Origin of the sequence: Salinivibrio sp. YCSC6, from assembly GCF_004916735.1 — a bacterium.
Lineage (GTDB): Bacteria > Pseudomonadota > Gammaproteobacteria > Enterobacterales > Vibrionaceae > Salinivibrio > Salinivibrio proteolyticus.
Window position 1 is genome coordinate 2893261 of record NZ_CP039516.1, and the last position, 20895, is coordinate 2914155.

The window sequence follows — 20895 nt, forward strand, 5'->3', positions numbered from 1 at the left end:
AAACGCTGAATTGAGATGTGAGCAAACTGGCAGACGCGTACGGTCTGTGATCTGATGCATCTCTTGTTCCCTTCGCTGGTCCTAACCAGATCAGGTTCAACGGATCCCACTTAACGTGGTCTCAGCCAATTGGCACTCCGACAAGTTCAACGCCAGTATAAGAAATCACCGCCGCAACAACAAGCGACGTAATGGCATGTTTTTACCTACCCAGTAATGCGTCCTAGCAACCAAGCCCCCATCGCGGCCGCTCCTAAGCATAACGCAAGGTTGAGACCCACGTTTAACAAGGCTTTCACCGTCTCACCATGTTGAAAAAGAAGCAAGGTATCCACTGAAAAGGTCGAGAAGGTGGTGAACGCGCCCAAAAAGCCAATCGCAATCAGTTGACGCCAAGGCACTGGGGCAATCAGCTCTTGGCTCATCGCCGCTAAAAAGACACCCATTGCTAATGATCCCAGCACATTAACCATGAGGGTGCCGTAAGGGAATCCTCGACCAAACACCGCGACGCTCCACTCTGAAACTAAAAAACGCGAAGACGCCCCTAATGCGCCACCAAGTCCTACCCACAATATGCTTACCACTGGGTGCTCCTTTCGATTGGTAAAAAGTCATCATACCGCGACATGTGAACAAGAAACAGGAGGAAGAAAAAGGGAAGAGAGTTAGGAGTGCTAGAAGCTTAATGATTCACATACAAAAAAAGCACCGACAATGTCGATGCTTTGATGTTTGGCAGGGGTAGAGGGATTCGACCGGGCTGGCGACCCAGCCCCCAACACGCTTTTTTGTCGTTTGTATGTTCACACCTACCCTTAATCGGGTTACGAGAAGCTTGATGATTCACATACAAAAAAAAGCACCGACAATGTCGATGCTTTGATGTTTGGCAGGGGTAGAGGGATTCGACCGGGCTGGCGACCCAGCCCCCAACACGCTTTTTTGTCGTTTGTATGTTCACACCTACCCTTAATCGGGTTACGAGAAGCTTGATGATTCACATACAAAAAAAGCACCGACGATGTCGATGCTTTGGTATTTGGCAGGGGTAGAGGGATTCGAACCCCCAACACGCGGATTTGGAATCCGCTGCTCTGCCAGTTGGAGCTATACCCCTGTAGATAGGTGCCTATTGTAGCGATCCCGCGACAAATTACCACCACCAATTACGCTTCAGACGTTTGATCGCTTATTTATAAAGCAAATCGCCCCAACACAATGATACTGGGGCTTAAATGCAAAAAACCCCAGCTTTTCAGCTAGGGTTTCTAAGTAGTGGCGGAGGGCCGGGGTTGCGGGCAACCGGGACTCATTCGCCCGCAGGGCGAACCTGGCCAATAATAAAAAAACCCTACTAAAATTAGCAGGGTTTCTAAGTAGTGGCGGAGGGCCGGGGTTGCGGGCAACCGGGACTCATTCGCCCGCAGGGCGAACCTGGCCAATAATAAAAAAACCCTACTAAAATTAGCAGGGTTTCTAAGTAGTGGCGGAGTGGACGGGACTCGAACCCGCGACCCCCGGCGTGACAGGCCGGTATTCTAACCAACTGAACTACCACTCCGCACCAATTCTGTCTCATCAAAGTCTTACGCATATCTGCTTTGATGATTAAATTGTGTCTAATTAAAGCCTTACATGTAGCTGCTTTAATTAGGTTACCTTATTTGATGCGATGAGGATGTTGAATCGAGACGCGCAGTGTATGCCAATACATGAGCATCGCAGATATCAACAGCATCGAGCTATCAACAAGATAAGCAATTAAAGCCTGGCGATGTCCTACTCTCACATGGGGAGACCCCACACTACCATCGGCGCTGCTTCGTTTCACTACTGAGTTCGGCATGGAGTCAGGTGGGTCCAAAGCGCTATGGTCGCCAAGCAAAATTCTGTTTTGTCTTCACTTTTTTAAAAGTGAAAACCATCAACCTAGAAAGCTGTTCGTTCTCGCCACAATCAACTGGCTTATTTCAAGTCCAACCCAAAACCTCTTGGGTGTTGTATGGTTAAGCCTCACGGGCAATTAGTACAGGTTAGCTCAACGCCTCACAGCGCTTACACACCCTGCCTATCAACGTCGTAGTCTACGACAACCCTTTAGAGAGCTCGAAGCTCTAGGGATGACTCATCTCGGGGCCAGCTTCGCGCTTAGATGCTTTCAGCGCTTATCTGTGCCGAACTTAGCTACCGGGCAATGCGTCTGGCGACACAACCCGAACACCAGCGGTTCGTCCACTCCGGTCCTCTCGTACTAGGAGCAGCTCCCCTCAATCATCCAACGCCCACGGCAGATAGGGACCGAACTGTCTCACGACGTTCTAAACCCAGCTCGCGTACCACTTTAAATGGCGAACAGCCATACCCTTGGGACCGACTTCAGCCCCAGGATGTGATGAGCCGACATCGAGGTGCCAAACACCGCCGTCGATATGAACTCTTGGGCGGTATCAGCCTGTTATCCCCGGAGTACCTTTTATCCGTTGAGCGATGGCCCTTCCATTCAGAACCACCGGATCACTATGACCTACTTTCGTACCTGCTCGAGCCGTCACTCTCGCAGTTAAGCGGGCTTATGCCATTGCACTAACCTCACGATGTCCGACCGTGATTAGCCCACCTTCGTGCTCCTCCGTTACTCTTTGGGAGGAGACCGCCCCAGTCAAACTACCCACCAGGCACTGTCCTCACCCCGGATAACGGGGCTAAGTTAGAACATCAAACATACAAGGGTGGTATTTCAAGGATGGCTCCACAGCAACTGGCGTCGCCGCTTCAAAGCCTCCCACCTATCCTACACATGTAGGCTCAATGTTCAGTGCCAAGCTGTAGTAAAGGTTCACGGGGTCTTTCCGTCTAGCCGCGGGTACACAGCATCTTCACTGCGATTTCAATTTCACTGAGTCTCGGGTGGAGACAGCGTGGCCATCATTACGCCATTCGTGCAGGTCGGAACTTACCCGACAAGGAATTTCGCTACCTTAGGACCGTTATAGTTACGGCCGCCGTTTACCGGGGCTTCGATCAATGGCTTCTCTTGCGATAACCACATCAATTAACCTTCCGGCACCGGGCAGGCGTCACACCGTATACGTCATCTTTCGATTTTGCACAGTGCTGTGTTTTTAATAAACAGTTGCAGCCACCTGGTATCTGCGACTGCCCATAGCTCCATCCGCAAGGGACTTCACCGCGGGCAGCGTACCTTCTCCCGAAGTTACGGTACCATTTTGCCTAGTTCCTTCACCCGAGTTCTCTCAAGCGCCTTGGTATTCTCTACCCGACCACCTGTGTCGGTTTGGAGTACGGTTGCTACTTACCTGAAGCTTAGAGGCTTTTCCCGGAAGCATGGCATCAATGACTTCACCACCTTGGTGGCTCGACATCGTGTCTCGGCCTTGATTTCCCGGATTTGCCTAAGAAATCAGCCTACGCACTTGAACCTGGACTACCATCGCCAGGCCCACCTAGCCTTCTCCGTCCCCCCATCGCAGTAAGCAGCAGTACGGGAATATTAACCCGTTTCCCATCGACTACGCCTTTCGGCCTCGCCTTAGGGGCCGACTTACCCTGCCCCGATTAACGTTGGACAGGAACCCTTGGTCTTCCGGCGAGGAGGTTTTTCACCCCCTTTATCGTTACTCATGTCAGCATTCGCACTTGTGATACCTCCAGCATGCCTCTCAGCACACCTTCAACAGCTTACACAACGCTCCCCTACCCAATATCCATAAGGACATTGCCGCAGCTTCGGTGTATCGCTTAGCCCCGTTACATCTTCCGCGCAGGCCGACTCGACCAGTGAGCTATTACGCTTTCTTTAAATGATGGCTGCTTCTAAGCCAACATCCTGGCTGTCTGAGCCTTCCCACATCGTTTCCCACTTAGCGATAACTTTGGGACCTTAGCTGGCGGTCTGGGTTGTTTCCCTCTCCACGACGGACGTTAGCACCCGCCGTGTGTCTCCCGGATAGTACTTACTGGTATTCGGAGTTTGCAAAGGGTTGGTAAGTCGGGATGACCCCCTAGCCTTAACAGTGCTCTACCCCCAGTAGTATTCGTCCGAGGCGCTACCTAAATAGCTTTCGGGGAGAACCAGCTATCTCCGAGTTTGATTGGCCTTTCACCCCTAGCCACAGGTCATCTCCTAACTTTTCAACGTTAGTGAGTTCGGTCCTCCAGTTGATGTTACTCAACCTTCAACCTGCCCATGGCTAGATCACTCGGTTTCGGGTCTAATGCTAGCAACTACACGCCCAGTTAAGACTCGGTTTCCCTACGGCTCCCCTATGCGGTTAACCTTGCTACTAACATTAAGTCGCTGACCCATTATACAAAAGGTACGCGGTCACCCCACAAAGGAGGCTCCCACTGCTTGTACGTAGACGGTTTCAGGTTCTATTTCACTCCCCTCACAGGGGTTCTTTTCGCCTTTCCCTCACGGTACTGGTTCACTATCGGTCAGTCAGGAGTATTTAGCCTTGGAGGATGGTCCCCCCATGTTCAGACAAGATATCACGTGTCCCGTCCTACTCGTTTTCACGACTAAAGCGTTGTCGGTTACGGGGCTATCACCCTTTATTGCCAGGTTTTCCAACCTGTTCACCTAACGCCTAAGCCGCTTAAGGGCTGCTCCGGGTTCGCTCGCCGCTACTGCCGGAATCTCAATTGATTTCTTTTCCTTCGGGTACTTAGATGTTTCAGTTCCCCGAGTTCGCCTCTTAGCGCTATGTATTCACGCTAAGATACCTGCTTATGCAGGTGGGTTTCCCCATTCGGAAATCCCAGACTCAAATGGCTTTTACTGCCTTATCTGGGCTTATCGCAAGTTAATACGTCCTTCATCGCCTCTGACTGCCAAGGCATCCACCGTCTACGCTTAGTCACTTAACCATACAACCCCAAGAGGTTTTATTTACGGCGAGATTGTCTAAAAAAGAAATCTGCGTCGCAAAACCACTGAGTGTTGAATCATCAACTAATTAAGATTTTGTTTTTGCCGGACTCAAAATAGAGACTTTGCTTATCACTAAGACAAAGCCCAAGCACACTTGATTGTGTGAGTGACATTTCTGTCACTGATTGAGAACTTTACTGTCATTCTTGAAGAATGACTTGTCAGCTTTCCAGATTGTTAAAGAGCATGTCGTTTATTGCTAAATAAACCACGTTCTAAAGATTCTTAAGCAAAAACCTTTAAAGCGTGGTGGGCGATACCGGGCTCGAACCAGTGACCCCCTCCTTGTAAGGGAGGTGCTCTCCCAACTGAGCTAATCGCCCACAATATAGTGGTGGGTTGTACAGGATTCGAACCTGTGACCAATTGATTAAAAGTCAACTGCTCTACCAACTGAGCTAACAACCCAAGTGGCGTCCCATAGGGGAGTCGAACCCCTGTTACCGCCGTGAAAGGGCGGTGTCCTAGGCCTCTAGACGAATGGGACGCATCGATATGTTTGGGAACATATCCTCTTTAATACTTCAACCTATACAATCTGTGTGAACACTCGCAAGAATAGCGTCAGTAAGGAGGTGATCCAGCCCCAGGTTCCCCTAGGGCTACCTTGTTACGACTTCACCCCAGTCATGAACCACACCGTGGTAAACGCCCTCCCGAAGGTTAAGCTATCTACTTCTGGTGCAGCCCACTCCCATGGTGTGACGGGCGGTGTGTACAAGGCCCGGGAACGTATTCACCGCAGCATTCTGATCTGCGATTACTAGCGATTCCGACTTCATGGAGTCGAGTTGCAGACTCCAATCCGGACTACGACAAACTTTAAGGGATTCGCTTAACATCGCTGTCTCGCTGCCCTCTGTATCTGCCATTGTAGCACGTGTGTAGCCCTACTCGTAAGGGCCATGATGACTTGACGTCGTCCCCACCTTCCTCCGGTTTATCACCGGCAGTCTCCCTGGAGTTCCCGACATTACTCGCTGGCAAACAAGGATAAGGGTTGCGCTCGTTGCGGGACTTAACCCAACATTTCACAACACGAGCTGACGACAGCCATGCAGCACCTGTCTCAGCGCTCCCGAAGGCACTCCTCTATCTCTAAAGGATTCGCTGGATGTCAAGAGTAGGTAAGGTTCTTCGCGTTGCATCGAATTAAACCACATGCTCCACCGCTTGTGCGGGCCCCCGTCAATTCATTTGAGTTTTAACCTTGCGGCCGTACTCCCCAGGCGGTCTACTTAATGCGTTAGCTCCGAAAGCCAAAGTCTTAAACCTCAGCCTCCAAGTAGACATCGTTTACGGCGTGGACTACCAGGGTATCTAATCCTGTTTGCTACCCACGCTTTCGCATCTGAGCGTCAGTCTTTGTCCAGGGGGCCGCCTTCGCCACTGGTATTCCTTCAGATCTCTACGCATTTCACCGCTACACCTGAAATTCTACCCCCCTCTACAAGACTCTAGCCTGCCAGTTTCAAATGCGGTTCCGAGGTTGAGCCCCGGGCTTTCACATCTGACTTAACAAACCGCCTGCATGCGCTTTACGCCCAGTAATTCCGATTAACGCTCGCACCCTCCGTATTACCGCGGCTGCTGGCACGGAGTTAGCCGGTGCTTCTTCTGCAGCTAACGTCAAGCAATGCACGTATTAAGTACACTACCTTCCTCACTGCTGAAAGTGCTTTACAACCCGAAGGCCTTCTTCACACACGCGGCATGGCTGCATCAGGGTCTCCCCCATTGTGCAATATTCCCCACTGCTGCCTCCCGTAGGAGTCTGGGCCGTGTCTCAGTCCCAGTGTGGCTGATCATCCTCTCAAACCAGCTAAGGATCGTCGCCTTGGTAAGCCATTACCTTACCAACTAGCTAATCCTAACTGGGCCCATCCCGACGCGATAGCTTACATGTAGAGGCCACCTTTGGTCCGTAGACATTATGCGGTATTAGCCGTCGTTTCCAACGGTTATCCCCCTCGTCAGGGCAGGTTCCCAGCCGTTACTCACCCGTCCGCCGCTCGACGTCCAGTAAATCCACCGAAGCTTCAATACTGCCGTTTCCGCTCGACTTGCATGTGTTAGGCCTGCCGCCAGCGTTCAATCTGAGCCATGATCAAACTCTTCAATTAAAGTTTTTTCGAAACCGAAGTTTCAGCTCAATGAATACTGATTACTGTTTATCTCCGAAGAGAAAAACGAATTGACTGTGCCGAACAACTGTAAAAGTTGTCGTTTGGTCACTCAGTTCATCGAATAAATCTTTTTGTCTATTCTCAACGAGTGCCCACACAGATTGCATAGGTCAAATTGTTAAAGAGCGTTGACTTGCGAAGCGTTGCTTCGCTCGGTCAGGGCTGCGTATATTACTCGCCTTGCCGATGAAGTCAAGAAGAAATTTTATCTTTTTGTTGATGCCAACCGGCGAAAACAAAACGTCTTTTTGACTCCCTTAACGCGTTGCCGGCGTTAAGTAGGTGGGCTATCTTAATCATTTAAAAACTGACGTCAAGCGTTTATTTTTATTTGATTTTTTGCCCCGACATGGCCGCTGAGCGCTTGCCCTGTGTGCCGTGTCGATGGAGGCGCATTATAGGGAAGCTGATCAGATTGGCAACCCCTTTTTAGTGGTTTTTTAGAAAAAAACTGTCACTCGCTGTTTTTTTGCTCGCTAGGGTGTAAAACTGGTACCAAAGTCAGCGTTATCTGACATTGTATAGCGATATAAAGAGGGATTTGTGATGGCAAAACAGTTGCGCGCTTATAAAGGCATGATGCCTCAGCTGGGCGAACGCGTCTATATTGATGAATCCAGTGAATTGGCTGGCGATATTACGCTAGGCGATGATGTGAGTATTTGGCCGCTGGTTGCGGCACGTGGTGACGTGAACCATATCCAGATTGGCGCACGGACCAATGTGCAAGATGGCTCCGTCCTTCATGTCACCCATAAAAATGCCGAAAACCCACAAGGTTACCCGCTGATCATTGGCGAAGAAGTGACAATCGGCCACAAGGTCATGTTACACGGCTGCCGGATTGGCAACCGAGTTCTAGTGGGAATGGGGACGATTATTCTTGACGACGCTGTGATTGAAGATGAAGTGCTAATTGGCGCTGGCAGTTTAGTCCCGCCCGGGAAACGCTTAGAGAGCGGCTACCTGTATGTTGGCTCACCGGTCAAACAGGTTCGCCCCCTCACTGATAAAGAGCGCGCCTATTTTACACGCTCAGCGCAAAACTATGTCGACACTAAAGACATCTACCGCTGCGAGCACTAGATCACCAAGCTGCCATCGGGTTCAAACGCTTCTGATTCGATGGCCGCTTCCATTTGCTCTTCAATATCAAACCAAACCTGTTCGACAATCGCCTGCGCATTATCCGAGTCTACCGCACAGCCGGCGAGCGCAGATAAGGTGGCAAAGCGGACAGCGCATGTTAATAACGCACCATTAAGTTGGCCGTAGAAACAAACACGCGCCTTTGCGGTATCGACCTGCGCTTCGTCCGCAGCCAGAATAAGGGATTGATTCATCGACTAAGTGCCTCTCTTAACTGCTCGCGCACACGTTCGGTTTGCGGCCGACAGCCACGCCATATAGCAAAGCTTTCCGCCGCTTGTTCCACCAGCATGCCCAAGCCGTCTAAACATCGCCCTGCTCCTTGGCGTTGCGCCCATTGGTTGCTGGTTGTACAGCCAGCTTGGTACACCATGTCATAGACAGTGGTCGCTGGGCCAATCGCTCCTTGCGGGAGAGGGGGATGGCTTTGATGTAAGCTCGCCGAGGTCGCATTAATGATCACATCAACGGGCGCCGCCATGGGTTTATCCACGGCATGACTGGTGATCGGTCCGGCCTCACCAAATGCAGCGGCTAATTGCTGGGCTTTTTGCTCGGTGCGATTCACTATCATCAGCAATGCTGGCTCTTGCTCCAGTAAAGGAAGCAACACACCCCTTGCTGCACCGCCTGCTCCCACAACCATAATGCGCTTATCGCGCAGTGCCACATGGTGGTAGTGTAAGTCAGTTACCAAACCTGCCCCGTCCGTATTATCACCCAGTAGGGAATCATCGCTTTGCTTAACCAGCGTATTCACGGCACCGGCGCGGCGGGCACGCTCTGTCAGTGTATCAGCCCATTCATACGCTTGCTGTTTAAAAGGCACGGTCACATTGGCGCCGCGCCCTCCTTGCGCAAAAAACGCCTGCATGGTGGTTACAAAGCCTTCAAGCGGCGCCTCAATGGCTTGATAGTCGATATCTTGTTGGGTTTGCGTCGCAAATGCGGCGTGGATCTGCGGCGACTTACTGTGGCCAATCGGGTGGCCTACCACGCAATAACGATCGGTCATCCGTTACCACTCCCTCGGTTTAAGGTAGTCGCGATAAAGCCTCGCTTCCGGTGCATCTTCATCAGGTGACCAATTGTATTCCCAGCGCGCCATCGGCGGCATCGACATCAGAATAGATTCGGTACGCCCACCACTTTGTAAGCCAAATAGCGTGCCTCTGTCATACACCAAGTTAAACTCGACATAGCGTCCGCGGCGATAAAGCTGAAAATCGCGTTCTCGCTCACCATAAGGCATGGCTTTGCGGCGCTGTACTATCGGCAGGTAGGCATCGATAAAGCCTTTTCCAACCGCTTGGGTGTAGGCAAAGCACTGTTCGAATGGCCATTGGTTCAAATCATCAAAGAAAAGCCCGCCGACGCCACGGGTTTCATCACGGTGGGGCAGATAAAAATAGCGATCGCACCATGCTTTGTGATCAGCGTACACGCTATCACCAAAGGGCGCACATAAGGCTTTGGCGGTCTGATGCCAGTGCTGGCAGTCTTCCTCGAACGGATAGAAAGGTGTGAGGTCAAAGCCGCCGCCAAACCACCACACAGGATCTGCACCTTCTTTTTCGGCAATGAAAAACCGCACGTTTGCGTGCGAGGTCGGCACGTACGGGTTATGAGGATGGATCACTAACGACACCCCCATGGCCTCAAAACAGCGCCCAGCAAGCTCTGGACGGTGCGCGGTCGCCGAGGCAGGCATTTGATCGCCAAATACGTGCGAGAAGTTCACTCCCGCTTGCTCAAATACTTGGCCTTGACGCAGGACGCGACTGCGGCCACCGCCCCCTTTCTCACGCTCCCACGCATCTTCAATAAAACGCGCTTGACCATCTTCTTGCGCAAGCTGTTGGCAAATATCATCTTGAAGTTGGAGGAAAAAAGCCTTCACGGCTTGCTTATCAATTGTCGACTGACCGTGTGCCACGCTCACATCCTTTGTTACTGAGACTATGTGCTTACTTTACCTGATCCACGCAGTGGGATCTTGACGGAATTTCATCCCCCACCGCTGACGCAAACGTTTTCCTCACGATGAAATCTGGGTATAATTCGCGTCACGCTCAGCTTATCTTATTCACGCTTGTCATCAAGAAGGACGTATTATGACTGTCGGTATCATCATGGGCTCGCAATCCGATTGGCCTACCATGACACATGCAGCGGCTATGTTGGATCACTTTGCCATCCCTTACGAAACTCGTATTGTCTCTGCCCACCGCACACCACAGTTACTTGCCGACTACGCCCAACAAGCGGCCGAGCGCGGGATTAAAGTGATTATTGCCGGCGCCGGTGGTGCCGCCCATCTGCCTGGGATGACCGCCGCACACACCAGCCTGCCGGTGCTCGGCGTTCCGGTCCAGTCAAAAGCATTAAAGGGGATGGACTCATTGCTTTCTATTGCTCAAATGCCCAAAGGTGTAGCTGTGGGCACGCTCGCCATTGGTGACGCAGGCGCCGCGAATGCAGGGCTCCTTGCGGCACAAATTCTCGCAACGGCCGACCCTGATTTGATGGCAAAAGTGGATGCGTTTCGCCAAGCGCAGACTGAGGCCGTTCTCGCTCAACCCAACCCACAAGGCTAAGGCCATGAATATTCTGGTGTTAGGCGCGGGACAACTGGCTCGGATGATGGCCTTGGCCGGCGCACCGCTCAATCTTATCGTCAGCGCCTATGATGTGCGTAGTGGCGACATTATTCACCCACTGACGCTGCAACCACTGGGGCACGGCCTCAATACGGCCATCGCTGGCGCAGATATTATTACCGCGGAATTTGAGCATATCCCCGCTGATATCTTGCACCAATGCGAGCAAAGCGGGAAGTTACGCCCCAGTGCTCAGGCGATTCTAACCGGTGGCGACCGCCAAATTGAGAAAGCCCTGCTGATGCAAGCAGGCGTCGCCAATGCGCCATACCGAGTGGTGTATACACAGGCTGATTTAGAAAAGGCGGTCGACGCACTGGGGGCACCCTTGGTCCTCAAAAGCACCTTGGATGGTTATGACGGCAAAGGACAGTGGCGCTATCGTGACGGCGATGATCTTCACGCATTATGGGCCGAGCTCGACGCCTTTCTTAGCGTGCCAGAGCAACGCGATGGCCAAGCCATCATTGCCGAAGCCATGATCCCCTTTGACCGAGAAGTGTCACTGATTGGTGTGCGTGGCGCGAATGGTGAATTTGCCAGTTATAGCCTGACCCAAAACCACCACCATGATGGGATATTAACCTTGTCTGTGGTGCGCCCGGATGAGCATGCCTTGCAAACACAGGCCGCGGACATGTTGGAAAAGATAGCCAGCGCGCTTAACTATGTGGGGGTGCTTGCGGTGGAATTCTTTGATGTAGACGGCAGCTTGCTGGTGAACGAGATAGCGCCTCGGGTGCACAACTCCGGTCACTGGACACAGCAAGGTAGCGCGTGTTGCCAATTTGAAAACCACCTGCGCGCCGTCAGCGGCTTACCCCTTGGCCCGACCGAGTTAATCCAGCCAACAGCGATGATTAATATCTTAGGCCAAGGCAGTGTCCCGCTTGCGACCTATCGTGATGCCCATGTGCATTGGTATAACAAAACGCCTCGTCCGGGGCGCAAAGTGGGCCATATTAATGTCACGGCCACATCGAACGCAGCGCTTGCCACCAAGTTAGCCAGCCTCGCCAGCTACCTCCCCGACGATGCTTTTCACGGTTTAAAGTCGGCTGCCTTGGCTCTCGCCGCGCAAACCGATTAACCCTCGCTTTCCGATTCTGCAGCCGGTTCACCTTGAATCGCGCTGCAGGGTTTGTCGGCACATTGATGCACCGTCTTGCCGCCTTTCTTGCGTTCCACCAGTAGCGCAAAGCCACATTGCTCGCAGGTGCCGGCTATCGGTTGTGCGTTTACCGCAAAATGACACTTCGGGTATTGGTCACAGGCAAAAAAGCGCTTGCCGTAACGCGAGGTGCGCTCCACCAGCTCACCTTTGTGGCAGGCAGGGCAAGTGAGGGTAGTATGATCCGGTTCATCCGGTTTTTCGATATGCGTACATTGCGGGAACTGATCACAGCCAATAAACATACCGAATCGACCTTGACGTAACACCAATTCTCCCTGATGACAGGCCGGGCAAGCCACGCCAAGGGCTTTTACTACATGGCCATCGCCATGATGTAACGCTTTGGTATAGTGGCAGTCTGGGTAGGCCGTACAGGCCAGAAACGGGCCTCGTTTGCCCGATTTAAACGCAAGAGCGCTGCCACATTCCGGGCAGCGCTCATGGGTATTCGGGGTGTTATCTTTACTCATTCACACCTTTTACTGTCATTGATAAGCGTTAGTGCACATATCCCTCTTGTGCGTCGTACAGCATTTCTTCCATCTGTGTATACGCACGTTCGTTACCGGGTACGTTAAACAGCACCATCAAAATGACCCATTTTAGGTCATCAAGACAGAATTCTTGGGTCTCGAGCTCCATCACCCGATCGATGACCATTTCACGCGTTTCCGGTGAAAGTACCCCAGCTTGCTCCAAGAATAAAAGGAAGCCTCGGCTTTCTTGGTCGATAAAGCGTGTTTCTTGCTCGGTATAGATTCGGATCGAGCTTTGGGCACTGCCTGATAGGTAAGGCTGTTTATCCGCATTTTGCAACTGTGCCAGCTTTTCAAGCCAGTTCAGGGCTTTATATATATCGTCTTGATGAAAACCCGCACGGGACAATTCATCTGCTAACTCGTCCTGATCGATCATCACTTCCACATCGCTATGGATGTAGGTTTCGAACAGGTACATAAGAATGTCCATCATGGCTAGCCCCTCCTCGTTCTGACATAGCCACCGGGTACTGCTGCTACAAGCCCCTGGAGTTCTAAGTCTAACAACTGCATCATGATTTCGTGAACCGGTTGGTTGCAGCGCTCAGCCAGTACGTCGACACACGTCGCTTTAGTACCTACGTTAGCCAACAGCTCAGGAAATGGCAATCCTTCATGTGTATCTAACTTAGGCGCGTCACTAAATAATTCGGTTTGTTGACACGCGGCGAAGCTTATCAGGCTATCAATTTCATGCAAGATATCATCGACACAGTCTGTGAGTGTGGCCCCTTGTTTAATCAATTGGTGGCATCCACGCGACTGGACTTGGTCAATGGGCCCAGGAATCGCAAACACATCACGATTTTGCTCAAGTGCATAACGTGCCGTGATCAGCGACCCACTTTGTGGCGCGGCCTCTACCACTAATACGCCTGCCGACAACCCACTGATCAGTCGATTGCGCCGCGGAAAGTGCTCAGCCCTTGGCGGTGCCTCTGGCCAGAACTCTGAGACCAGTGCGCCTTGTGCTTCAATCCGCTCAGCCAATGCACGATGTCGTGCAGGATACACATTGGCAAGCCCGCTTCCTAGCACTGCTAATGTCTTGCCGTGGCCTTCAAGAGCACCTTTGTGTGCTCGGCCATCGATACCTAGCGCAAGCCCACTGGTAATCGCAACACCATGCTCAACCAATTGTTTAGCAAATTGATACGCCGTTTCTAAACCTTGCGGGGTCGCGTGACGACTGCCCACCATCGCCAATTGAGGCATCGCCAAGCAAGTCAGATCGCCTTGCACATACAAGAGCAAAGGCGGCCGTGCGATTTCTCGGAGTAATGCAGGGTAAGCTGGGTGGTCAAAGCCAATCAGGTGGCAATTCTCTTGCCTCGCCCACTCAAGGCTACGCTCAATCATGGCATGATTGGGATGCGTGACGGCCTGACACTGCTCAGCGGTTAAACCAACCGCGGCAAGATCATGAGCAGTTTGCTCACTCAACGCATCGATGGGCACTTTGGCCAACAGCGCGCGTCGCTGCGAAACGCGCAACCGCGGCACTTGGGTCAGTATCAACCACCCTCGCAGGGATTTATCGCGCATAGGCCAGTTGAGGGGACGGTGGCACCGCATGCATGCCGGCTTTGATCGGCTGACGCGCTTGCGTGATCACCGCCAAACTTACCCACGGATAAGCCCGAACCACCATGGTTTGTCCCACCGTCACATCAGGCAAGGCGGTCATCGGCTGCGCAGCACTGTCACTTGCGTTTTGATAGCGATACTCACCAGGGCCATTTAATACGTTGGCACCAGCTTCAGTGACAGTAAACATTTGCCCGGCTGTCACGCCATCATTGGCGCCTTTATCAAGTACCACAAGCTGACCATTCGCGACATACTCACTGCCATACAGATGCCCTAATAATGTGGCGTCAGTTTGAGCCGCTTGGGGCCAAAAACGCGGATGCGTGTTCTCGGGCAAAGGTAACAAGACATCATTGGGGCGCACTTCCTGCACCACCCGTGTCAATGTCATCACACTGCGCCCTTCACTTCGCGCACGGATACGCCCATCAGCCACATGTTTTAAGCTCACCATCGCGGTAGGTTCGGCGCTAGCCTCTGACGGCGCAGGGCGTAAAAAGGTTTTCTCAACCCGAAACACTTGCCAATCCTTAACACTCAACGACGCATCCACATATAGAGTATCGTGCACTGACAGATATTGACGTCCATCCGTCGAGCCAAGGACGCGAGGTAGCGCCACCAAACGCGCCTTTTCAACCAGCATGTCCTGCTGTAAATACGGCAGCAGCATAGGATCCACACTGCTCAGCGCTGGCGTGTTGGGCGTATCTCCCTTTGCTGCAATCGCACGTCTGGGCTTATAGCTAACGGTCGGTTTTCCCGCTTGCCATGTGAGGGTGAGCACATCGCCGGGATAAATCAGATTGGGATCCTTTATGGCCGGATTTGCGTACCACACTTCAGGCCATTGCCAAGGGTTATCGAAAAAGGCAGCGGCGATATCCCACAGGGTATCCCCTCGCTCAACCACATATCGCTGACTCTCGGCAGGGCCGGCTGCCAGTCCTGGTAGCGCGATAGCCAATAGCCCAGCGGCGGCGAGATTGAATAGCTTTCTTGTCATCAATGTCTTCCTCACCAGACGGATGATGCTGATGCTGTCAATTGGCTGTCAAAATGTCTAGAATTAACCCAATTACCCCGTGCCGCTTTCGGCACAGTTCAATTTTTATGAGACGTTATGGCTTTATTGAACGTATTAACATTCCCAGATGAGCGTCTTCGCACCGTCGCCAAGCCGGTGGAAGCAGTGACGCCTGAGATCCAAAAAATGGTCGATGACATGCTCGAGACCATGTACGACGAAGACGGTATTGGCCTCGCGGCGACCCAGGTGGACTTTCACCAACGCATTGTGGTGATCGATATCTCAGAAACCCGCGATGACCCTATGGTGTTAATTAACCCAGAGATCATCGAAAAACGGGGTGAAGACGGTATCGAAGAAGGGTGCCTGTCCGTACCGGGTTCCCGTGCCTTAGTGCCACGTGCCGCCGAAGTGACTGTGAAAGCGTTAGACCGCGACGGCAATCCATATCAGTTTGATGCTGACGATCTGTTGGCCATTTGTGTCCAGCATGAGCTTGACCATTTAGAAGGTAAGCTGTTTGTTGACTACCTCTCGCCATTGAAGCGTCAACGCATCAAGCAGAAGATGGAAAAAATCAAACGCGCTAACCAAAAAGCAAGCTGAGGTCACTTTGAGTACACCGCTGCGTATTGTATTTGCGGGCACGCCGGATTTTGCCGCGCGCCATTTGCAAGCCCTGCTCGACAGTGAGCATGAGGTGATTGCGGTTTATAGCCGCGAAGATAAACCGGCAGGCCGAGGCAAGAAGCTCACGGCAAGCCCAGTGAAAAAGCTCGCGCTTGAGCATGACTTACCCGTGTATCAACCCCGCACGCTGCGTGATGAACAAGCGCAAGCGGAACTGGCAGCCTTAAACGCTGACGTGATGGTGGTGGTCGCTTACGGGCTGATCCTGCCCAAAGCAGTACTGGATACACCGCGATTGGGCTGTGTGAATGTCCACGGCTCTATCTTGCCACGTTGGCGCGGCGCCGCGCCAATTGAGCGTGCCGTGTGGGCGGGCGATACCGAAACCGGTGTCACCATCATGCAGATGGACGAAGGCCTTGATACCGGTGATATGCTAAAAATCGCCACGCTGCCTATCGAAGAAACCGATACCAGTGCCAGCTTGTATACACGTTTGGCAGAATTGGGGCCCCAAGCCTTGATTGATTGTCTCAATGACATGGCCAACGGCATTATTCTTGCCGAGCCACAAAACGATGCCAAAGCCAACTATGCTGAGAAGCTGACCAAGCAAGAAGCCAAAATTGATTGGACACAAGATGCTGCGTTTATCGGACGCTGTATTCGCGCCTTTAATCCACGTCCAGTCAGCTACTTCACCTTGGGAGAGCAAAATATCAAAGTCTGGCAGGCCAATGTGCTCGACATTGATGTCGACGCCACACCTGGCACGGTGATCAATACCGACAAGCACGGTATTCAGGTTGCTACCGGCAAAGGTGTACTCCAGCTAACACAGCTTCAGCCTCCCGGTAAAAAAGCCATGCAAGCCCATGAGCTGCTCAACGCGCGCCGTGAATGGTTTGAGATTGGTACACAGCTATAATGAACACGGTTTACCGTGTCATCGTCATTCAAAGGCCAGTCCACTGGCCTTTTTTATTGGTTAACGCCCCTTGGTGGCATACTACTCGCCACTTGGCTGCAATGTAGGTAACAGCATGAATGTAAGAGCCGCGGCTGCCCGCGTTCTGTATCAAGTTGTCGATCAGGGTCAGTCCCTGTCACAACAACTGCCTTTAGCCCAGCAACGTATCGCACCGCGTGACGCGGCCTTATTACAAGAGATGTGTTATGGCACCTTACGTTGGTTGCCACGCCTTGAGCAAATCGTGCAATCCTTGATGGATAAGCCACTGAAAGGCAAACAACGTGTCTTTCATCACCTCATTCTGGTCGGCTTGTATCAATTAGGTTATATGCGCATCCCAGCGCATGCTGCGGTGGCTGAAACCGTGAACGCCACCCAAACACTCAAGCGCCCTCAACTTCGTGGATTGATCAATGCCATCTTGCGTCAATATCAACGCGAGCAAACCGCGTTAGATGAAGCCAGTACCGCCAATGCCGCCGGCGAGTTTTGCCACCCCAGTTGGCTACTCAAGCGGTTACAAGAAGCCTATCCCGAGCAATGGCAAGCGATTGTCGCGGCCAACCATCAAAAAGCGCCCATGTGGCTGCGGGTTAATCGTCAGTACCATCGGCCTGATACCTATCTTGCACTACTCAAAGAAGCGGGCATTGACGGAGAGTGCTTCGTTGAGGCTGGCGATGCGATCAAATTAGCCAAGCCGTGCGATGTCTCGCGCTTACCAGGTTTTGACCAAGGTTGGGTATCCGTCCAAGACGCCGCTGCCCAGCTCGCGGTCGACTACCTGACCCCTCAAGCAAACGAGACGATTCTTGATTGCTGTGCGGCACCGGGCGGAAAAACCTGTCATATCTTAGAGCACCAACCAAGCGCACACGTGACCGCGATTGATGCCGATGCGCAAAGATTGAGCCGCATCAAAGAGAACCTTGCCCGACTGGGGCTTAATGCCACGGTGAAACAAGCCGATGCTCGCGAGCCCAGCACTTGGCATTCAGGCCCCGCGTTTGACCGTATTTTGCTTGATGCACCCTGTTCGGCAACCGGTGTGATCCGTCGTCACCCCGACATCAAATGGTTACGCCGTGATAGCGACATTGCCGCCCTCGTCACGCTCCAAGCGGCAATCTTGGATGCAATGTGGCAGCAGCTTAAGCCGGGCGGTACTCTTGTGTATGCAACCTGTTCTGTTTTACCTGATGAAAATCGCCATCAAATCCGTGATTTTCTCGCCCGTACACCAGATGCCAACTTACGCACCGGCACGTCAGAAGTACCGGGACGTCAGATTTTACCCGGCGAGCAAGACATGGACGGCTTTTACTACGCATGCTTGGAAAAGTCACTGACCTAAGTGCCAAGCAGGGAGAGTTAATAACATGAAAATCATCATCTTGGGCGCCGGACAAGTCGGCGGCACCTTGGCAGAAAACTTGGTGGGTGAAAACAACGACATCACCATTGTCGATTGTGCGCCTGAGCGACTGCGTGACTTGCAAGACAAATACGATCTGCGCGTGGTGCAAGGCTATGCTAGCCATCCCTCAACGCTGCAAGAAGCTGGCGCACAAGATGCTGATATGTTGGTTGCCGTCACCAATTCTGACGAGACCAATATGATTGCTTGTCAGGTTGCGTATACCCGATTTAATACACCTAACCGTGTCGCCCGGATCCGTAGCCCAGAGTACTTAGCAGTCAAAGATCAGCTGTTTAATCGCGAGGCCTGTCCGGTCGATCATTTAATTGCGCCCGAAGAGCTCGTCACCCGCTACATTCGCCGCCTCATTGAATATCCCGGGGCGCTGCAAGTGGTCGGTTTTGCCGATAACAAAGTGGGCTTAGTCGCCGTCAAAGCGTATTACGGCGGCCCGCTTGTCGGAAAGGCCTTGTCGGCGCTGCGTGAGCATATGCCGCACGTAGACACCCGTGTTGCCGCTATCTTCCGTCGCGATCGTCCGATTCGTCCACAAGGCACCACCATTATCGAAGCCGATGATGAAGTATTCTTTGTCGCCGCCAGTAACCACATTCGCTCCGTGATGAGTGAATTGCAACGCCTCGAAAAACCCTACAAACGGATCATGATTGTCGGGGGCGGGAATATCGGGGCAGGCCTAGCCATGGCACTTGAACGCCAATACAGCGTTAAGCTTATCGAGCGCGATCCTGCCCGAGCCGAACACCTATCTGAGTTGCTGGAAGATACCACGGTATTTTGTGGCGATGCCTCCGATCAAGAGCTGTTGAGTGAAGAGCACATTGACCAAATCGATGTCTTTATCGCGGTGACCAACGAAGATGAAGCGAACATCATGTCTGCCATGTTGGCCAAACGCCTTGGGGCAAAGAAAGTCATGGTGCTGATTCAACGCGGTGCGTATGTTGATTTGGTGCAAGGCGGCGCGATCGATATTGCCATCTCGCCTCAACAAGCGACCATCTCTGCCCTGCTAACCCATGTGCGTCGCGGTGACATCGTCAATGTGTCATCGCTACGGCGTGGCGCGGCCGAAGCCATCGAGGCCATCGCCCATGGTGATGCTGCAACATCCAAAGTCGTGGGCCGTGAGATTGGCGATATCAAATTGCCCCCCGGCACCACCATCGGGGCAGTGGTACGTGGCGAAGAAGTCTTGATTGCACACGATAAAACTGTGATCCAACAAGACGATCATGTGGTGATGTTCTTGGTCGATAAAAAATACATTCCAGACGTAGAGCGTCTGTTCCAGCCCAGTCCTTTCTTTCTCTAAATCAATGTTCTGTAGGCCAATCAGGCCTACAGGCACACACTTTTGGCTCACGCACTGCCACCGCCCTAAATTTGGGTATACACTGACAATATCGTGTTTTTTCGGCCCCCGACCGGACAGGGAGTATCAACGTAGCCATGTCGGATGATCAGTTTCAACAATCGACCGGTTTTCTAAAGAAAGCCGTGCCGTTAATGATGAAATACAAGGTGCCCACCACCCCTACTAACTACGCGTTGTGGTACACCTATGTCGCGGATACCGATCCTCAACTCAATGCGGATGTGGACGACACGCTCACGCACCACGGCACCTGCAGTCCGCTGCAAAGTGACATGCTCTACCAAAAACACGTCGCCGACAAACACAGCCAAGACATGAGCGCTCTCAAGCAAAGCCTCGAGTCGATGATGACCGAGATGAGCCACTCAATGTCGGATACATTGCAAGACACCGATGCCTTCCAGAGTGTGTTAGATCGAACCTTCGAACAGCTTGCGCGGGTAGAAGATGAAGGTTTGTCTATCGATGAGACCATCGCGGTCGTGCGTAACGTGGTTAAAGACTCGCAATCGCTCACCCAGTCGACCCGCTACTTCAAGCATCAGCTCAGTGATGCGCAGCAAGAGATCTCTCAGCTCAAACAGACGCTGGCAGAAATGACAGAGCAAGCCACGCATGATGGTTTAACCGGCCTTTTAAATCGCCGCGCCTTCGACCGAGAACTCGCCGCCTATATTGATAGCGATCTCACTCCACCTTTTTGCCTCGCCTTAATTGATCTTGACCACTTTAAAAAGCTCAACGACACCTATGGCCATGTGATTGGCGATACGGTACTAAAACAAGTATCCAAGCGCCTCAGCGATTACTGTCGTGATGGCATCCAAGCCTTTCGTTATGGCGGCGAAGAGTTTGCTTTGCTCATCCCGCAAAAACGTCTCAATGGCGCCAAGCGTATTGCTGAAACGATACGCACCGCTATCGACCGAATGATTATCAAAGATAGACGCCGTGGCAACACGCTCGACCATATCACGGTATCGATTGGCGTTGCCGAGTACGATAATGAAACGGGTGAGTCTGCGTCAGATCTCATTCATCGTGCTGACAAGCACTTATACAGCGCGAAGAAACTCGGCCGCAATCGCGTGATGCCGATAAATTAATCCTCACCTGCGCCTTATTTGATCTTGGCTAAGTTTCAGCCCAATACGCTCGGGCAAAATGGTGTTTTTTACGTGCCACACA

Annotated in this window: 15 protein-coding genes, 5 tRNA genes, 3 rRNA genes, 1 pseudogene and 1 riboswitch; of the genes and pseudogenes, 8 read left to right on the plus strand and 16 right to left on the minus strand. The window is 52.2% G+C overall.

Translation table 11 applies throughout. The annotated features are described in order from the left end of the window. Nucleotides 1-50 precede the first annotated feature (50 nt). A riboswitch (TPP riboswitch) is annotated at nt 51-150 on the minus strand. A gap of 56 nt (nt 151-206) precedes the next feature. From crcB to E8E00_RS13550, 9 genes are all read right to left on the minus strand, one after another. Further along, a complete protein-coding gene (gene crcB / locus E8E00_RS13510) occupies nt 207-587 on the minus strand; it encodes a fluoride efflux transporter CrcB (RefSeq protein WP_069586806.1) in 381 nt (126 codons plus the stop codon). A 456-nt stretch (nt 588-1043) separates the two neighbouring features. Next, nucleotides 1044-1120 (minus strand) — tRNA-Trp (locus E8E00_RS13515). A 367-nt stretch (nt 1121-1487) separates the two neighbouring features. Next, nucleotides 1488-1564, minus strand: a tRNA-Asp gene (locus E8E00_RS13520). A gap of 205 nt (nt 1565-1769) precedes the next feature. Then, nucleotides 1770-1885 (minus strand): 5S ribosomal RNA (gene rrf, locus E8E00_RS13525). Between the two features lie 120 nt (nt 1886-2005). After that, nucleotides 2006-4893, minus strand: a 23S ribosomal RNA gene (locus E8E00_RS13530). 311 nt (nt 4894-5204) lie between these two features. Continuing rightward, nucleotides 5205-5280, minus strand: a tRNA-Val gene (locus E8E00_RS13535). A 9-nt stretch (nt 5281-5289) separates the two neighbouring features. Next, nucleotides 5290-5365, minus strand: a tRNA-Lys gene (locus tag E8E00_RS13540). 3 nt (nt 5366-5368) lie between these two features. Beyond that, nucleotides 5369-5444: transfer RNA gene (locus tag E8E00_RS13545), tRNA-Glu, on the minus strand. Nucleotides 5445-5525: 81 nt separating this feature from the next. After that, nucleotides 5526-7080, minus strand: a 16S ribosomal RNA gene (locus tag E8E00_RS13550). Together the 16S, 23S and 5S rRNA genes with 5 tRNA genes alongside form the textbook arrangement of a ribosomal RNA operon. 609 nt (nt 7081-7689) lie before the next feature. On the opposite strand from E8E00_RS13550, the gene E8E00_RS13555 reads away from it, so the two are divergent. Beyond that, a complete protein-coding gene (locus E8E00_RS13555) occupies nt 7690-8229 on the plus strand; it encodes a gamma carbonic anhydrase family protein (RefSeq protein ID WP_096630357.1) in 540 nt (179 codons plus the stop codon). Here the strand turns inward: E8E00_RS13555 and E8E00_RS13560 are convergent. The 3 genes from E8E00_RS13560 to hemF are packed head-to-tail and all read right to left on the minus strand — an operon-like array spanning nt 8226 to nt 10228. Next, entirely contained in the window at nt 8226-8486 is a 261-nt protein-coding gene (locus E8E00_RS13560; protein WP_096630355.1) for a DUF1488 family protein, read from the minus strand. The genes E8E00_RS13555 and E8E00_RS13560 overlap by 4 nt on opposite strands. Then, nucleotides 8483-9307, minus strand: a complete 825-nt coding sequence (gene aroE / locus E8E00_RS13565) for a shikimate dehydrogenase (protein WP_096630352.1) — start codon at nt 9305-9307, stop codon at nt 8483-8485. The genes E8E00_RS13560 and aroE overlap by 4 nt, the downstream gene beginning before the upstream one ends. Before the next feature lie 3 nt (nt 9308-9310). Beyond that, a complete protein-coding gene (gene hemF / locus E8E00_RS13570; RefSeq protein WP_096630350.1) occupies nt 9311-10228 on the minus strand; it encodes an oxygen-dependent coproporphyrinogen oxidase in 918 nt (305 codons plus the stop codon). 178 nt (nt 10229-10406) lie between these two features. Here hemF and purE point away from each other — a divergent pair, with 178 nt between their 5' ends. Both purE and E8E00_RS13580 read left to right on the plus strand, forming a co-directional pair. Next, the gene (gene purE, locus E8E00_RS13575; protein WP_069362358.1) at nt 10407-10889 is read left to right on the plus strand and encodes a 5-(carboxyamino)imidazole ribonucleotide mutase; all 483 of its coding nucleotides are present in this window, start codon (nt 10407-10409) and stop codon (nt 10887-10889) included. A 4-nt stretch (nt 10890-10893) separates the two neighbouring features. After that, on the plus strand, nt 10894-12042 hold the full coding sequence (locus E8E00_RS13580) for a 5-(carboxyamino)imidazole ribonucleotide synthase (RefSeq protein ID WP_096630348.1): 1149 nt from the start codon (nt 10894-10896) through the stop codon (nt 12040-12042). Here the strand turns inward: E8E00_RS13580 and E8E00_RS13585 are convergent. The 4 genes from E8E00_RS13585 to E8E00_RS13600 are packed head-to-tail and all read right to left on the minus strand — an operon-like array spanning nt 12039 to nt 15261. Then, complete coding sequence (locus E8E00_RS13585; protein ID WP_077641435.1) at nt 12039-12596, minus strand: type I DNA topoisomerase; 558 nt, start codon at nt 12594-12596, stop codon at nt 12039-12041. The two genes, E8E00_RS13580 and E8E00_RS13585, sit on opposite strands and share 4 nt — an antisense overlap. Nucleotides 12597-12624: 28 nt before the next feature. Continuing rightward, nucleotides 12625-13098 carry a DUF494 family protein gene (locus tag E8E00_RS13590; protein ID WP_096630346.1) on the minus strand — a complete coding sequence of 158 codons (474 nt, stop codon included), beginning with the start codon at nt 13096-13098 and terminating at the stop codon, nt 12625-12627. A 2-nt stretch (nt 13099-13100) separates the two neighbouring features. After that, complete coding sequence (gene dprA, locus E8E00_RS13595) at nt 13101-14240, minus strand: DNA-processing protein DprA (RefSeq protein ID WP_240531915.1); 1140 nt, start codon at nt 14238-14240, stop codon at nt 13101-13103. Then, the gene (locus tag E8E00_RS13600) at nt 14200-15261 is read right to left on the minus strand and encodes a LysM peptidoglycan-binding domain-containing protein (protein ID WP_096630343.1); all 1062 of its coding nucleotides are present in this window, start codon (nt 15259-15261) and stop codon (nt 14200-14202) included. The genes dprA and E8E00_RS13600 overlap by 41 nt, the downstream gene beginning before the upstream one ends. Before the next feature lie 117 nt (nt 15262-15378). Here E8E00_RS13600 and def point away from each other — a divergent pair, with 117 nt between their 5' ends. The 5 genes and pseudogenes from def to E8E00_RS13625 all read left to right on the plus strand — a co-directional run bounded on the left by def (nt 15379) and on the right by E8E00_RS13625 (nt 20813). Further along, nucleotides 15379-15891 carry a peptide deformylase gene (gene def / locus E8E00_RS13605; RefSeq protein ID WP_077458105.1) on the plus strand — a complete coding sequence of 171 codons (513 nt, stop codon included), beginning with the start codon at nt 15379-15381 and terminating at the stop codon, nt 15889-15891. Nucleotides 15892-15898: 7 nt separating this feature from the next. Then, entirely contained in the window at nt 15899-16843 is a 945-nt protein-coding gene (gene fmt, locus E8E00_RS13610) for a methionyl-tRNA formyltransferase (RefSeq protein ID WP_096630341.1), read from the plus strand. A gap of 115 nt (nt 16844-16958) precedes the next feature. Further along, nucleotides 16959-18242 carry a 16S rRNA (cytosine(967)-C(5))-methyltransferase RsmB gene (rsmB, locus tag E8E00_RS13615; protein ID WP_096630339.1) on the plus strand — a complete coding sequence of 428 codons (1284 nt, stop codon included), beginning with the start codon at nt 16959-16961 and terminating at the stop codon, nt 18240-18242. Between the two features lie 19 nt (nt 18243-18261). Further along, nucleotides 18262-19644: pseudogene (gene trkA, locus E8E00_RS13620) on the plus strand (Trk system potassium transporter TrkA); the annotation flags it as partial. Between the two features lie 137 nt (nt 19645-19781). Further along, nucleotides 19782-20813 carry a GGDEF domain-containing protein gene (locus tag E8E00_RS13625; protein ID WP_096630336.1) on the plus strand — a complete coding sequence of 344 codons (1032 nt, stop codon included), beginning with the start codon at nt 19782-19784 and terminating at the stop codon, nt 20811-20813. Nucleotides 20814-20895: the final 82 nt, after the last annotated feature.

Coding starts and splice junctions, on each gene's coding strand:
- dprA (WP_240531915.1), bottom strand. CDS start 14,240: ATGCGGTGCCACCGTCCCCTCAACTGGCCTATGCGCGATAAATCCCTG.
- E8E00_RS13585 (WP_077641435.1), bottom strand. CDS start 12,596: ATGAGTAAAGATAACACCCCGAATACCCATGAGCGCTGCCCGGAATGT.
- aroE (WP_096630352.1), bottom strand. CDS start 9,307: ATGACCGATCGTTATTGCGTGGTAGGCCACCCGATTGGCCACAGTAAG.
- def (WP_077458105.1), top strand. CDS start 15,379: ATGGCTTTATTGAACGTATTAACATTCCCAGATGAGCGTCTTCGCACC.
- E8E00_RS13580 (WP_096630348.1), top strand. CDS start 10,894: ATGAATATTCTGGTGTTAGGCGCGGGACAACTGGCTCGGATGATGGCC.
- E8E00_RS13555 (WP_096630357.1), top strand. CDS start 7,690: ATGGCAAAACAGTTGCGCGCTTATAAAGGCATGATGCCTCAGCTGGGC.
- E8E00_RS13560 (WP_096630355.1), bottom strand. CDS start 8,486: ATGAATCAATCCCTTATTCTGGCTGCGGACGAAGCGCAGGTCGATACC.
- purE (WP_069362358.1), top strand. CDS start 10,407: ATGACTGTCGGTATCATCATGGGCTCGCAATCCGATTGGCCTACCATG.
- rsmB (WP_096630339.1), top strand. CDS start 16,959: ATGAATGTAAGAGCCGCGGCTGCCCGCGTTCTGTATCAAGTTGTCGAT.
- E8E00_RS13625 (WP_096630336.1), top strand. CDS start 19,782: ATGTCGGATGATCAGTTTCAACAATCGACCGGTTTTCTAAAGAAAGCC.
- E8E00_RS13590 (WP_096630346.1), bottom strand. CDS start 13,098: ATGATGGACATTCTTATGTACCTGTTCGAAACCTACATCCATAGCGAT.
- E8E00_RS13600 (WP_096630343.1), bottom strand. CDS start 15,261: ATGACAAGAAAGCTATTCAATCTCGCCGCCGCTGGGCTATTGGCTATC.